Source organism: Maribacter orientalis (genome assembly GCF_900109345.1).
Classification (GTDB): Bacteria; Bacteroidota; Bacteroidia; order Flavobacteriales; family Flavobacteriaceae; genus Maribacter; species Maribacter orientalis.
Genome location: NZ_FNZN01000011.1, coordinates 84170 through 99045 on the forward strand (window position 1 = coordinate 84170; position 14876 = coordinate 99045).

General features: G+C 35.4%; 12 protein-coding genes. 2 read left to right on the forward strand and 10 right to left on the reverse strand.

The window, feature by feature from the left end; all coding sequences use genetic code 11:
• Window positions 1–27: 27 nt before the first annotated feature.
• The 7 genes from lepB to udk all read right to left on the reverse strand — a co-directional run bounded on the left by lepB (window position 28) and on the right by udk (window position 5988).
• Window positions 28–1728 carry a signal peptidase I gene (lepB, locus tag BMY56_RS17135; RefSeq protein ID WP_091627114.1) on the reverse strand — a complete coding sequence of 567 codons (1701 nt, stop codon included), beginning with the start codon at window positions 1726–1728 and terminating at the stop codon, window positions 28–30.
• Window positions 1729–1825: 97 nt separating this feature from the next.
• Entirely contained in the window at window positions 1826–2527 is a 702-nt protein-coding gene (gene dapB, locus BMY56_RS17140) for a 4-hydroxy-tetrahydrodipicolinate reductase (protein WP_091627116.1), read from the reverse strand.
• Between the two features lie 2 nt (window positions 2528–2529).
• Window positions 2530–3177: a DUF5683 domain-containing protein gene (locus BMY56_RS17145; protein WP_091627119.1), complete on the reverse strand. Its 648-nt coding sequence runs from the start codon at window positions 3175–3177 to the stop codon at window positions 2530–2532.
• Window positions 3170–4078 carry a ParB/RepB/Spo0J family partition protein gene (locus tag BMY56_RS17150; RefSeq protein WP_091627122.1) on the reverse strand — a complete coding sequence of 303 codons (909 nt, stop codon included), beginning with the start codon at window positions 4076–4078 and terminating at the stop codon, window positions 3170–3172. Before BMY56_RS17150 ends, BMY56_RS17145 begins: the two co-directional genes overlap by 8 nt.
• Before the next feature lie 2 nt (window positions 4079–4080).
• Window positions 4081–4854, reverse strand: coding sequence for a ParA family protein (locus tag BMY56_RS17155; RefSeq protein ID WP_091627124.1), 774 nt, complete (start codon window positions 4852–4854; stop codon window positions 4081–4083).
• Between the two features lie 187 nt (window positions 4855–5041).
• Window positions 5042–5374: an FtsB family cell division protein gene (locus BMY56_RS17160; protein WP_091627127.1), complete on the reverse strand. Its 333-nt coding sequence runs from the start codon at window positions 5372–5374 to the stop codon at window positions 5042–5044.
• A complete protein-coding gene (gene udk, locus BMY56_RS17165; protein ID WP_091627130.1) occupies window positions 5374–5988 on the reverse strand; it encodes a uridine kinase in 615 nt (204 codons plus the stop codon). Before udk ends, BMY56_RS17160 begins: the two co-directional genes overlap by 1 nt.
• A gap of 108 nt (window positions 5989–6096) precedes the next feature.
• Between udk and BMY56_RS17170 the strand changes: the two genes are divergently transcribed.
• The gene (locus BMY56_RS17170; RefSeq protein WP_091627133.1) at window positions 6097–7320 is read left to right on the forward strand and encodes a multidrug effflux MFS transporter; all 1224 of its coding nucleotides are present in this window, start codon (window positions 6097–6099) and stop codon (window positions 7318–7320) included.
• A gap of 227 nt (window positions 7321–7547) precedes the next feature.
• On the opposite strand, the gene acs is transcribed toward BMY56_RS17170, so the two are convergent.
• The 3 genes from acs to BMY56_RS17185 form a co-directional block, all read right to left on the reverse strand.
• Window positions 7548–9455, reverse strand: coding sequence for an acetate--CoA ligase (gene acs, locus BMY56_RS17175; RefSeq protein WP_091627136.1), 1908 nt, complete (start codon window positions 9453–9455; stop codon window positions 7548–7550).
• Between the two features lie 72 nt (window positions 9456–9527).
• Window positions 9528–11222, reverse strand: a complete 1695-nt coding sequence (locus BMY56_RS17180; RefSeq protein ID WP_091627138.1) for a sodium:solute symporter family protein — start codon at window positions 11220–11222, stop codon at window positions 9528–9530.
• 34 nt (window positions 11223–11256) lie between these two features.
• Window positions 11257–11517, reverse strand: a complete 261-nt coding sequence (locus BMY56_RS17185; protein WP_091627141.1) for a DUF4212 domain-containing protein — start codon at window positions 11515–11517, stop codon at window positions 11257–11259.
• Between the two features lie 825 nt (window positions 11518–12342).
• Between BMY56_RS17185 and BMY56_RS17190 the strand changes: the two genes are divergently transcribed.
• The coding region (locus BMY56_RS17190) for a BspA family leucine-rich repeat surface protein (protein WP_091627143.1) at window positions 12343–14876 on the forward strand (2534 nt) is incomplete at its 3' end.

The following is a 14876-nucleotide window of genomic DNA, read 5'->3' on the forward strand; positions in this document are numbered from 1 at the left end:
TAAGATTTACAGTTTAAGTGACTAAATTTATTTCTTAGACTTGTTTCTTTTCCAAAACCAGTTTCCAACGAAATAAGCAACCAATAAAATCAAGAAATATTTGAAGTAAGATTGTGGCTCACCTTCTCCGTTTACTGTGGTAAAGATACGGTCCCATCTAGGTCTCCAATTACTAATGCCTTCAGTGAAATTATCGAAACTCATCCAAATGAAAATTGGAGTTCCTACAATATGATTTTCAGGTACATAACCCCACGCTCTACTATCTTCAGAATGATCTCTGTTATCACCCATCATCCAATAATAATCCTGTTTAAAAGTATATGTAGTAGCTGGTTTATTGTTAATGAGAATCTGATTACCTGATATGGAAATTTCATTTTTTTCGTATTCTCTAATAATCTTTTTGTAAAGTGGTAAAACTTTAAGATTCAAGTCTACGGTAGCCCCTTTTTCTGGAATATATATAGGGCCCATCTGACTGTAATTCCAAGGATAATCAGGACTTTGAGGAAATAAATTGACTCCTCTTCGTCCTTTTTCGGCTACATTTTGAATTACTGAATCTATATTAGGGTCAGCTTTAAGTGTTTTAACCATATCAGCGGTTAAAGGCACTGTGCGTTCACGGTCGGTAATTTCTTTCAGAGATAATCTATATTTCGAAATGACATTGGCAGGTATGCCAGAACCTTTTGTGTACAGTTCTATTTGACCATTTTCAGCTTGATTGTAACCTAGAAGATAACTTCGTATTCCGTTAACCTGCTCTTGATTTAAGGGACTAGATAAATATTTTCTGGTGAAGTCCGTAATGCCTAAGGCGTCAAGAGTTCTTGAGGAGACACCTTTAGAACTATATACCCTGTAGTCAAACTGTGGCTTGGCACTGCCTGGTAATTCCAATTGCTTCCCATTAATAAATACATAACCATTTCGAACTTCTAATGAATCGCCTGGAACCCCCACACAACGCTTAACATAATTCGATTTTTTGTCAATGGGCTTATCCACCCCTTTCTCTTTTTTGAAGAATACACGAACGGTATCCGCGGGCCAGCTAAAAACAACAATATCATTTCGCTCGACTTTGGTAAAACCAGGAAGCCTAAAATAGGGGAGTTGTGGCTTTTTTAAATAAGAAGGAATTCCTAAAACTGGAAGTGTATCATGAACCATTGGTGCTGCAATGGTAGTCATTGGTGTTCTTGCGCCGTAATGAAATTTACTTACAAAAAGAAAATCACCCACTCTTAATGTACGTTCTAAAGATCCTGTTGGTATTACATATGGTTGAATGAAATATGTATGGACCAAAGTAGCTGCTACAATTGCAAATAATATAGAACTGACCCATTCACCCATTGCAGTTTTAGGCTGTAAACTTCTATCTTGTATGTAAGTGACCTCTAACGAATAATTGACATAATAAATGTAAAAGCCAAGGGTAAAGACAACAAGCCACGTTTCTAAGGTGCTATTACGACCAAAACTTCTTATCGTTTCAACCCAAATTACTGGAAACATCAATAAGTTGATTATTGGGATGAATAGTAGAATTACCCACCATTTAGGTCTATTTATAATCTGCATCAATACAATAGCATTGTAAACAGGTATAGCTGCTTCCCAGGCTTTTCTACCAGCTTTTACATATAATTTCCAAGTACCTAAAAAATGTATCACCTGTACAAGTAGAATGAAAAGAATCCATTGGGTGGCGTTCATGAGCTTTGTTTTTTATAGAAATAGGATGAATTTTTTTCGATGCTATTTTATACATCAATAAACTATCAGTCTTTTTGTTTAATTATTGTTACGTTTTTTAACCAAGGTTTAACACATCTCGCATAGAGAAAATACCGGATTTACCAATAATCCATTCCGCTGCAGTAACTGCTCCTAAAGCAAATCCTTCTCTATTGTGTGCGGTATGTTTTATTTCAATGCTATCTACAACATTGTCATATGTGACAGTATGTGTACCCGGAGTATTACCTATTCTTTTTGAGGTGATGGGCAATGAGCCATTAGAATCATTATCTAATTTCCATTGGGTATATTCAGAGTTTGATATGACTCCTTCAGCCAAAGAAATTGCGGTGCCACTAGGCGCATCTAGCTTTTGTGTATGATGAATTTCTTCTAATGAGACTTTGTACTCTGGTAAGTTCTGCATCATTTTGGCTAAATAATTATTTAACTCGAAAAAAATGTTTACTCCAAGGCTAAAATTAGATGCGTAGATAAAAGCTCCATTTTTACTTTCGCATAATGCAACGGCATCTTCATATTTATCTAACCAACCGGTTGTGCCTGAAATAACTGGAACGTTGTTTTCGATGCACTTTGTAATATTACTGTAAGCCGCTTCTGGCATACTGAAATCTATAGCTACATCCATAGAATTAAAATCAATATACTGTGTATGCTCATCAATTTTGGCAACGATTTCATGACCTCTATTTAGGGCAACCTGCTCTATCATCCGACCCATTTTTCCGTATCCGAAAAGTGCAATTCTCATTCTTAAAATTTTATAATTAAGGCCATACCGTAATTCGGACTGTTTGTTATTTGATTAAAATCAAAGTAAGGTTCGAAATCTATACTAAGATCATCATCAATATTGAATTGCTTTAAGTGTGCATCTACATTTGCATCTACAATATTCAGTGCATACATGCCAATTGCAACAACCAACCACAGATCACGATCACTTTGAAAACGTTCTTGTTGGTATTCAAGATCATCATTATCTAAGGATGGAATAATACCATTATTTAAATCATAAAATTCATCGTCGGTAAAACCAGCTTGTCTGCTCTTAAAAGCAGTTCTAAAACGTTGATAGTTATCATTGTTAAAGGTATACATATAAATACTACCTCCAATGAGTCCCCATGCTATGGGAGCTTTCCAATACCTTTTGTTGTATATCTGTCCCATTCCTGGTAAAATGGCAGAATAAAATGCTGCTTTACTAGGTGCAAGCGGATTAAATTCTTTTTTAGATTTCTTAAAGGAAACGGAGTCTTGAATAATAATACCTTGTTCAGCCAGCGTAACCTGCAAACTATCTGTTTCATTTTTGGGTACTGTCTCTTGTTCTTCTTGTGAAAAGCAGAAGTTGTTAAAAAAAAGTAGAATAAAGATTAGAAGTAAATTACTACGCACCTGTTATCAATTTTTTGATACGGTCGAACTCTTCCTGAGACTTAAATGGAATAGTGATTTTTCCTCTGGCATTATCAGTAGATTTTATATCCACTTTTACCGATAAAGCATCGGTTAATTCTTTAATGCCCTTGCGAACAAAAACAGAAGGTTCTTTTTGAACCGGTTTTTTTATTTCTTCTGTAATTACATCATCAGAATGATATGCTTTTACTGCACTTTCAGTATCTCTAACAGAGAGATTGTCAAAGATGATTTTTTCATAAAGAGCAATCTGGTCCTGTTTTTTATCGATATTAACCAAGGCTCTACCGTGGCCCATGCTTAAAAAGCCATCTCTCATACCTGTTTGTATGATTGGGTCCAATTTCAATAAACGGAGGTAATTGGCAATTGTAGACCTCTTTTTACCAACACGTTCGCTTAATTTTTCTTGGGTAAGATTAATTTCATCAATTAATCGTTGGTAGGATAATGCAATTTCAATAGGATCTAAATCTTGGCGTTGAATATTTTCAACCAAGGCCATTTCTAAAGATTCCTGATCATTAGCTATACGTATGTATGCAGGTATCGTATCTAAACCTAATAATTTAGAGGCGCGATATCTTCTTTCTCCGGAAACTAATTGGTATTCATTAAAGCCTAGTTTTCGAACGGTAATAGGTTGAATTACACCAAGTTCTCGAATAGAAGTGGCTAATTCTTTTATGGATTCATCGTTGAAATTAGAACGTGGTTGAAACGGATTGACCTCAATATGTTCTAAATCTAGTTCAATAATATTGCCTACTACTTTATCTGCATTTTTATCAGTTGCAGATTTTATATCATTTTCCGGATCTTTTAAAAGTGCCGAAAGCCCTCTTCCTAAAGCTTGTTTCTTTGTCGCTTTTGCCATACTTAAACCGTCTGCTTATTTTTTTTGACTATTTCATCGGCCATATTCAAATAATTAGTCGCTCCTTTACTTGCAGCGTCATATTTGATAATACTTTCTCCATAACTAGGTGCCTCACTTAAACGAACATTTCGTTGAATCACGGTATCGAAAACCATATCTCCAAAATGCTTTCGCACTTCATCCACAACTTGGTTAGATAATCTTAATCTAGAGTCGTACATGGTTAATAACATACCTTCAATATCTAAATCAGGATTGTGTAGTCGCTGAACACTTTTTATAGTGTTTAAAAGTTTACCTAAACCTTCAAGTGCGAAATACTCACATTGTATTGGTATAATGACAGAATCTGCAGCCGTTAATGCGTTTAATGTTATTAACCCTAATGAAGGTGCGCAGTCAATCAATATATAATCGTAATCTTTCTTTAAATCAATAATGGCCTTCTTCAACATATATTCACGCTCATCTTTATCTACCAATTCAATTTCAATGGCAACAAGATCAATATGTGCGGGAATCAAATCAACATTTGGTGATGTTGTCTGTATAATTGTTTCTTTGGCGCTTTTTGTGTGTTCAAATAACTGATAGGAACCAAGTTCAACACTATCTACATCAATACCTAACCCTGAAGTGGCATTTGCCTGCGGGTCTGCATCAATTAATAATACTTTTTTTTCAAGTACACCTAGTGAGGCGGCTAAGTTTACCGTAGTGGTAGTTTTACCTACCCCTCCTTTTTGATTAGCAATAGCAATAATCTTGCCCATATTCAAAGTAAGTTAGGTCGTAAAAATACGATTATTTATGGGGCTAATGAAAGGATTTTGTTAACACTAGGTGAATAACCAAAGGCATTTCATTAAAAAAGCGTTAAACTTTTAATTATGAAAGAGTTAAGTAGCACATTTGTGCGTAGTATATCTATTGGTAATAACTTATTAAAATGATATTAAATTAATCATGATCTTTTTGTTTTAAGCTATCTTCATATTCAATTAGATAAATTTCCTCGTTCTTTTTCTTTAGAAAGTATTCTTCGCGAGCAAATCGTTCTAGTTCACCTTCATCTGATAATTTTTCAATAATTATTTTGTCTTTGGCAATCTCTTCTTTTAAAAAGTCTTGTGTCTTCTCTAGTTTTTTTATTTCCTTTCTTAGTTCTAAATGAATTAATAATGAATTGGTATCAAAAAAAAGCATCCAAACTACAAAAACAGAAAGTACCAATACATACATATTGGTCATAATTTTAAACCATTTATTTTTCTTTAAATCTTTAAATGCCATTACTCTTGCATTAATTTTTCATTGATTATACTCCTTACGATTTCAACCGCAACGGTATTGTATTTGTTATTCGGAATTATAATATCGGCATATTCTTTTGTTGGTTCAATAAATTGCTCATGCATAGGTTTAATGATAGACTGATATTTTTCTAAAGTTTCATCTAAATTCCAACCTCTTTCGTTGACATCTCGTTTTAATCTTCTAATCAATCTTTCATCTGTATCGGCATGAACAAATATTTTTATATCGAACATCTTACGAATGGCCGAATTGGTCATTATCAATATGCCTTCAACAATTATGACTTTGGTAGGGTGGGTAAGAATTGTTTTCGCTGTTCTATTACACTCAAGAAAGGAATATACAGGTTGTTCTATAGACTTTCCGTTTTTAAGCGCGATTAAATGTTGTTCTAAAAGGGTGAAATCTATAGAACTTGGATGGTCGAAATTGGTTTTTCTTCTTTCCTCTAAAGATAAGTTAGTTAAGTCATTATAGTAAGAATCTTGTGAAATTACACCAACTTCCTCATTAGGTAGTTCATTGATAATTTGATTTACTACGGTAGTTTTTCCACAACCAGTTCCACCAGCTATCCCTATAATTAGCATACATTTAATTTTGCTTCAAAAATACATATTTGAATTTCAAATATCCGCAAAACTTAAAAATCAAGTTTAAATAACATCGCTTGAAATACTAAACCTTATTTTTGCACGATGCAAAGTGAACAGGTAAAACCCAATTTTGAGTTTGTTGCCCTAATGGCATCTTTAATGTCTATAGTAGCATTGACTATTGATGCAATTTTACCGGCTATAGCTGATATTGGGGTATCTATACATAGCCTTGACCCTACTAGAAATCAGTTATTGGTTACTATGATATTTTTGGGCTTAGGGGTAGGACAATTATTCTTTGGCCCACTTTCCGATAGCCTAGGTAGAAAACCAATAGTATACTTTGGATTCATAATTTTTTTAATCGCAAGTGTTATTTGTATAGTAGCCCCTAATCTTGAGATTATGTTGGTAGGTCGCGTATTGCAGGGTGTCGGACTTTCAGCTCCTAGAACGATTAGTATATCTATAATTCGTGATACATATAGAGGAGATTACATGGCAAAAATTATGTCGTTCGTAACTGCATTCTTTATACTGGTACCCATCGTTGCACCTGCAATTGGTAAAGCGATTTTAGATATTATGGGCTGGCAAGGTATTTTTTATATTCAATTGTTTTTCGCATTAGTAGTAGGTATTTGGTTTTGGAAACGTCAAGAGGAAACTTTGAATCCAATTTTTAAGGTGCCATTTTCTTTATCTGTTTTTATGACAGGAACAAAAGAAATAATGAGGTACAAAGAAACTGTTTCATGCACCCTTATTTCAGGCTTAATTACGGGATCGTTTTTAGTGTATTTAAGTTCTGCTCAACATGTATTTGAAGATTTGTATGGACTAACCGAAACCTTCCCTTATGTTTTCGCAGGTTTAGCATTTTCTGTGGGTATTTCCACGCTTATGAACGGCACTTTGGTATTGCGCTTCGGAATGCGAAACTTATCATTTTTAGCTTTGGTTATGTTTACAACTCTAGCTTTAGGGTATAGTTTGGTATTCTGGAATTCAGAAGATCCTGGTTTAGGGGTGTTATTAACTTTTCTTTTTTTATTATTTCTTTGCTTGGGCTTTATTTGGGGGAATATGAGGTCGATTGCCATGGAGCCTATTGGCCACATTGCGGGTATAGGTGCTGCCATTACAGGTTTCATATCTACCATCTTATCTATTCCAATATCTATATTCGTAGGTAGTTTTATTGAAGATTCTGTATGGGCTCTTTTCGCAGGTTTGGGCTTTTGTGGCTTGTTGTCCGTGCTATTGTTTTTAGCTTTTAAAACACGACCGTTGTTTGCAAACAATCACGCATATACCAATTGAATATTTTTGAGTTTATTGGTATTTCTATGCTTTTATTTATCTTCAATAGCTAAAATTTTATGTTCCGAATTTTATATAAGATAGGGTCCTTTTTACTTGTGGCCTGAATTTTAGCTGTTCGTAATATCCAAAGGGCCTATTTCAAAATTATAATGAATTAAAAAATATCCTTCATTAAACCAATTTTAAATTTGATTTAATGAAGGATATGCTCTACTAATAAAGTTTTACAGAGAATTATCCATAATTTCTTGAACAATCTCCGGATTTAAAAGTGTACTAGTATCCCCTAAATTACTTGTGTCATTACTAGCAATTTTACGAAGAATTCTACGCATAATTTTACCACTACGGGTTTTTGGAAGTCCAGAGACAAACTGAATTTTATCCAACTTGGCAATAGGTCCTATGTGCTCTGTAATTTGTTGATTAATCTCTCTTTTTAAATTCTCTCGGTCTCTACTTTCACCGGTTTCTTTCAAAATAACAAATCCGTAAAGAGCATTACCTTTTACATCATGTGGGAAACCTACAATTGCTGATTCTGCCACTGCAGGATGTTCATTGATTGAATCTTCAATTGGTGCTGTACCTAAGTTATGACCAGAAACAATAATAACATCATCAACACGACCTGTTATTCGGTAATACCCAACGGCATCTCTAAGAGCACCATCACCCGTAAAATACATGTTTTCGTAAGCTGAGAAATAAGTATCTCTATATCGGTCATGATTTCCCCAAATGGTTCTGGCGATTGAAGGCCATGGAAATTTTATACATAGTCGACCTTCAACTTGATTTCCTTTTATTTCTTTGGCGTTCTCATCCATTAGTGCTGGTTGAATACCAATAAATGGTAATGTCGCGTAGGTAGGTGCCGTTGGTGTTACATACGGTATTGGGGTTATCATTATTCCCCCAGTTTCCGTTTGCCACCATGTATCAACGATAGGGCTATTTTTCTTGCCTACGTTATTGTTATACCAGTGCCATGCTTCCTCATTAATAGGTTCGCCTACCGAGCCTAATACCTTTAGACTTGAAAGGTCATATTTTTCAACATATTCTAAATTCTCTTTTGCTAATGCCCTTATAGCGGTAGGTGCGGTATAAAATTGATTTACTTTATGTTTTTGAATAACATCCCAAAAGCGACCATAATCTGGATAGGATGGTACGCCTTCAAACATTAATGTAGTAGCACCATTTGCTAGTGGCCCGTATACAATATAAGAATGACCTGTAATCCAACCTATATCGGCGGTACACCAATAAACATCATTTTCGGTGTATTGAAATACATTTTTGAACGTATAGGCAGTATATACCATGTAGCCAGCGGTTGTGTGGACCATGCCTTTTGGTGTGCCGGTTGAGCCTGATGTGTATAGAATGAAAAGTGGGTCTTCAGCATCCATAATCTCTGCAACACAATCGGCATAAGCTTCATCCAATAAAGGCTGTAACCATTTATCCCTACCAGCTTCCATATAAATTTCTGAACCAGTCCGTTTCACAACAAGAACATTTTCTACTCCAGGACATTCTTCGAGAGCTTTATCAACAATCCCCTTTAAATCGATTGATTTTGTACCTCTAAAAGAACCATCGGAAGTAATAACCATTTTACAATCAGAATCATTGATTCGGGTAGATAATGCATTTGAAGAGAATCCTGCAAATACTACAGAATGTATAGCGCCTATTCTCGCACAAGCTAAAAGCGCTACAGCAAGCTCAGGTATCATAGGTAAATAGATGCAAACACGGTCACCTTTTTTTACCCCGTGGTCTAAAAATACATTCGCCATTCGACAAACTCTTTCGTGTAGTTGTCTATAGGTAATATGAACCGCTTCCTCTTTTGGATTGTTGGGCTCAAATATGATGGCAGTTTTAGTACCCCTTGTTGGTAAATGACGATCTAAACAGTTTTCTGTAATGTTCAATTTTGCGCCTTCGAACCATTTTATTTCTGGCTTTTTAAAATCCCAGCTCAAAACATTGTCCCATCGCTTACGCCAAACAAAATGCTCTTCGGCAATTTCTTCCCAAAAGGCTTCAGGATTACGGACCGATTTACGATATACTTGAAAATATTCCTCTAAATGTTTGATGTGGTAATTACTCATTGTACTCGTTAATTTTAAATTCTATAAGTATAAAAATCTTTATGCTATTTATAAAAGTTGATTTGTTTTGAATTAATGCCCGGTGGCTTCACCAGCACCACTTGGTATTCTAATGTTCTCTACAATTTCTTGTACATCTTCTGGCGGTTCTGGTGTAAATTGTAAAACAATAATTGCTACAATAAAGTTAGCAATCATGGCGATACTACCAAAACCTTCTGGTGAAATACCAAACCACCAATCTGCCTCGGTACCGCCGCCAAACCAACCAAATTTGAATTTAGTCATATAGAAAAGCATCAGAATTATACCGACAACCATTCCACTAATGGCGCCTTCCTTATTCATTTTTTTATAAAAAATACCAAGCACGATAGCCGGAAAAAATGATGCTGCTGCTAAACCAAAAGCTAATGCTACTACAGCGGCCACAAAACCTGGCGGATTGATACCAAAGTAACCAGCAATGGCTACTGCAACTGTTGCTGCACCTCTAGCCACCCATAATTCTGCTTTGTCAGAAATGTTAGGGTTAAATACTTTCTTTACTAAATCATGAGAAACTGATGCAGAAATCACAAGTAAAAGACCTGCTGCGGTTGATAGTGCCGCTGCAAGGCCACCAGCCGCTACTAAAGCTATGACCCATGCTGGTAAATCAGCAATTTCAGGATTAGCCAAAACCATAATATCGTTGTCAATCGTCAACTCGTTTTTATCTTTATCTGCTACATATTGAATTTTACCATCCGCATTTTTATCGTCAAAAGCCAATAATCCGGTTTCTTCCCAATTTTTAAACCAAACTGGCATACTAGAATATTCTTCGTTGCTAACCGTGTTAATCAAGTTCGTTTTTGCAAATACAGAGACTGCGGGTGCTGTGGTATAAAGAATTGCAATTAACAGTAATGCTAAGCCAGCAGACTTTCGTGCATCTTTAACTTTCTTTACGGTAAAGAATCTAACAATTACATGAGGTAAGCCTGCAGTACCCACCATTAAAGCCAAGGTAATTGCAAATACATCGGTTAATGATTTTGAACCGTCCGTATACTTGTTAAATCCAAGTTCAGTAGAAAGTCCGTCTAGTTTATCCAATAAAAAAGTTCCTGAACCATCATTTAAAGTAGAACCCATACCTAGTTGAGGAATAGGGTTGCCGGTCATTTGTATCGAAATAAAAATGGCAGGTACCATAAAAGCGAAAATTAGAACACAATATTGTGCTACTTGCGTGTATGTTATGCCTTTCATTCCACCTAAAACGGCATAGAATAAAACAATTACCATCCCAATGATTACACCAGTGTTTATGTCCACTTGAAGAAATCTTGAGAAAACTACACCTACACCGCGCATTTGACCTGCTACATAGGTAAATGAAACTATAAGGGCACAAATAACAGCAACGATACGTGCTGTTTTTGAATAATAGCGATCACCAATAAAATCGGGTACAGTAAACTTTCCGAATTTACGTAAATAGGGCGCTAACAATAATGCTAGTAGTACATAGCCGCCAGTCCAGCCCATTAGGTAAACAGAGCCATCATATCCTGCAAAGGAAATGATACCTGCCATTGAAATAAAAGATGCGGCCGACATCCAATCTGCAGCAGTTGCCATACCGTTGGCAAGAGGAGAAACTCCACCACCGGCAACATAAAAATCTTTTGTAGAACCTGCTCGAGAATAAATTGCTATTCCTATGTAAAGGGCAAAAGTGAGCCCTACTAAAATATACGTCCAAGTTTGAACACTCATTTATTGTTTTTTTGATGGTTGGTTTTATATTGGTCTATTCGTTATAGCCATATTTCTTATCTAGTTTGTTCATTAAACGAACATAGACAAATATGAGGATTACAAAAACATAGATTGATCCTTGTTGCGCAAACCAAAAGCCTAATTTAAAGCCACCTATTCTAATAGAATCTAAGGCATCTTTAAATAAAATTCCTGCACCGAAAGAAACTACAAACCAAATTGAGAGAAGAATAAATAAGTATTTTACATTTTCTTTCCAGTATGCTGTTGCTTTTTTTTGTTTTTCGGACATAGTAAAACCTTATTGAATTGTTTTATAATGACCTAAGATAACAATTTGAACTGATACCCAATAGGCAATATTTCACTAGGTTAATAAACAACTCAGCTTGAAGGGTAATTACGCAATTATTTGTCATAATACATAACATTGGTATGTTTCTAAATACAAATAACTCTCAGTAAAGCAAAAATAAGTGCCTATTTAAATTCGATGTTCGTTTTTGAGAGGAACACAACATTTTAGTTTTTATAATGCTGAAGGTTGTCAATGAATTTAAAAGGTTTTTTTTGGGTAAAATACTTCATAAGTAAAACAAGCACTTTTTTGAAAACAATGGATGATTATAATTTTATTCTGTTATCAAATATGTTCTAATTGAGGCTTTCGACCATAGTTTGTTATGTTTTCACAACATAAATATTTAAGACGAATAATCTTTTTCAATATTTGGGTGTACATACTGTTTTTAGGTTAGAATTTACTTAGAGGCTTTTTCGTATGCACAAGAATCTTATGATGCCTATAACTTCTTCATTTCTAGTAAAATTGGATAGACCTAGAGTCTTGATTTATAGACGCGACTTTATAAATAGTTGGGTATATATCGCATCTGATATCCGAGCCATATATTTAGATGTCATTTTATTGCCCAAAGTGCGCCCCATACTCTCGAGCTCTTCTTTCTTTAACATATAGCAGAGCCTCAAAAAGGCTAAAAATAATAACAATATTCTTTACGAGTTAACACTAAACCTTTCATCATGGGTTTAAATAGTTGCTAGCTTACTCTTAGTACAAAATTCATAAATAACATAGTATAACCAATCAAAACCAATGAAAAAACAATCATTAAAATTTCTTGTTTTTATTGTTATATGTCTTCTAAATTTTGGGAGCATACTGGCACAAGACGAGTTCATCACCACCTGGAAAACCGACAACCCGGGCACTTCGGCAGCTAACCAAATCACTATACCCACAGGTACTGGTACTTTTGCTTATACGGTGGATTGGGGAGATGGCACGATAGATAATACGGTGTATACAGCACCTGCTACCCATACCTTTGCAGATTTTGGAACCTATACGGTTAAAATTTCTGGAGATTTTCCACATATTAGGTTTGGCCTTACAAGCGACAAGCAAAAAATACTTTCTATTGAGCAATGGGGTACGCAACAATGGACCTCAATGGAACAAAGTTTCGCTAACTGTAGTAATCTAGTGGGGAATGCTACTGATATTCCAGATACCTCATTGGTAAACAGTATGTTAGCAATGTTTATTAACGCAACTGCTTTTAATGGTAATATTAATAATTGGGATGTGAGTAATGTTACTAATATGCAACAAATGTTTCATGGAGCATCAGCTTTTAACCAAAGCATTGATAATTGGGATGTAAGTAATGTGACCAATATGAGGTTTATGTTCACTGGGGCAACATCTTTTAACCAAGATATTGGTAGTTGGGATGTGAGTAAAGTAACTAATATGGACGAAATGTTCTCACGAGCCAATTTATTTAACCAGAACATTGGTTCTTGGGACGTGGCCAACGTTACCAATATGAGCCTTATGTTCAGTAATGCAACTTCCTTTAACCAAGACATAAGTAGTTGGAATGTGAGTAGTGTAACGGATATAAGTGGTATGTTCAGCACTGCAACTTCCTTTAATCAAGATCTTGGAGGTTGGGATATTGGCAACGTCACAAATATGGCTAATATGTTCAATGGCGTCAAGTTATCTACGGTAAACTATACTAATTTGCTTATAGGTTGGACGGCTCTTGACATCGGGGAAACAAAAAGGCCAAGTAATATAACTTTTTCAGGAGGTAATAGTACTTACTGTAATGATCTTGGTTCTCGTCAGTATCTAATTGATAGCTTTGGTTGGACAATTACAGATGGCGGAAAATTTTGTAGCACAGATTTCTTTATAACCACCTGGAAAACAGATAATCCAGGAACGTCCACTTCAACATCTATTACTATCCCAACTACTGGGACAGGTTATAGCTATGATGTAGATTGGGAAAACGATGGTACTTTCGATGATTTTGGAGTTACCGGCAAAATCACTCACGATTATGGTACTGCAGGCACTTACACGGTGGCAATTAAAGGCGATTTTCCTAGAATATTCTTTAATAAAAACGGAGATGTTCAAAAAATACTTTCTATTAATCAATGGGGTACACAGCAATGGACCTCTATGGCGTATAGTTTTTTTGCTTGTATAAATTTAGAAGATAATTCCACAGATACGCCAGACCTTACTTTAGTAACCGACATGACTGCCATGTTGGCTGGGGCAACTTCGTTTAATCGAGATATCGGTGGATGGGACGTTAGTAATGTCACACACATGACGCATATGTTGAGCGATGCAACTTCATTTAATCAAGATATTGGTGGTTGGAATGTGAGTAATGTTGTGCAAATGTATAATATGTTTGGTGGTGCAACTTCTTTTAATCAAGACCTTGGTTCTTGGAACATGAGTAATGTCACAGATTTGAGTTATATGTTCAAAGGAGCTACGGCGTTTAATCAAGACATTAGTTCTTGGGATGTAAGTAATGTAACAAATATGGGTAGAATGTTCTATGGTGCATTATCTTTTAATCAAGACATTAGTTCTTGGGATGTAAGTAATGTAATATATATGAGCGAAATGTTCTATGGTGCAACATCATTTAATGGTGATATTGGTAGTTGGAATGTGAGTAATGTTGTGCAAATGTATAATATGTTTGGTGGTGCAACTTCTTTTAATCAAGACCTTGGTTCTTGGAACATGAGTAATGTCACAGATTTGAGTTATATGTTCAAAGGAGCTACGGCGTTTAATCAAGATATTGGTTCTTGGGATGTAAGCAAAGTGAACAATATGAATGAAATGTTTAATGCAGCGACTTCTTTTAATCAAGATATTGGTTCCTGGAATATAAGTAGTGTCATAGATGGTTTCCGCCGTGGGCGAGGAGGTCTTACCAATATGTTTACTGGAGTAACCTTATCTCCAGAGAACTATGATAATATATTATTGGGCTGGAGTACTTTAGTTGCTGGTGAAACTCAAATACCTACTGGTATTACCTTTAGCGGTGGTAATAGTGTGTATTGTTATGGGGAAACTGGCAGAAATGAATTGGCAACAACCTATGGTTGGACCATTACAGATGGTGGTAAAGATTGTTCTAGTTACGATCAAGATAGTGATGGTATCTTAGATGATGTTGATAATTGCCCTATGACAAGCAATGCAGATCAGGCTAATTTAGACAATGATGCTTTTGGAGATGTGTGCGATACCGATATTGACGGTGATGGTGTTTTGAATGCCGATGATGCCTTCCC

Coding starts and splice junctions, on each gene's coding strand:
- BMY56_RS17180 (WP_091627138.1), bottom strand. CDS start 11,222: ATGAGTGTTCAAACTTGGACGTATATTTTAGTAGGGCTCACTTTTGCC.
- BMY56_RS17155 (WP_091627124.1), bottom strand. CDS start 4,854: ATGGGCAAGATTATTGCTATTGCTAATCAAAAAGGAGGGGTAGGTAAA.
- BMY56_RS17150 (WP_091627122.1), bottom strand. CDS start 4,078: ATGGCAAAAGCGACAAAGAAACAAGCTTTAGGAAGAGGGCTTTCGGCA.
- BMY56_RS17160 (WP_091627127.1), bottom strand. CDS start 5,374: ATGGCATTTAAAGATTTAAAGAAAAATAAATGGTTTAAAATTATGACC.
- BMY56_RS17185 (WP_091627141.1), bottom strand. CDS start 11,517: ATGTCCGAAAAACAAAAAAAAGCAACAGCATACTGGAAAGAAAATGTA.
- udk (WP_091627130.1), bottom strand. CDS start 5,988: ATGCTAATTATAGGGATAGCTGGTGGAACTGGTTGTGGAAAAACTACC.
- acs (WP_091627136.1), bottom strand. CDS start 9,455: ATGAGTAATTACCACATCAAACATTTAGAGGAATATTTTCAAGTATAT.
- lepB (WP_091627114.1), bottom strand. CDS start 1,728: ATGAACGCCACCCAATGGATTCTTTTCATTCTACTTGTACAGGTGATA.
- dapB (WP_091627116.1), bottom strand. CDS start 2,527: ATGAGAATTGCACTTTTCGGATACGGAAAAATGGGTCGGATGATAGAG.
- BMY56_RS17170 (WP_091627133.1), top strand. CDS start 6,097: ATGCAAAGTGAACAGGTAAAACCCAATTTTGAGTTTGTTGCCCTAATG.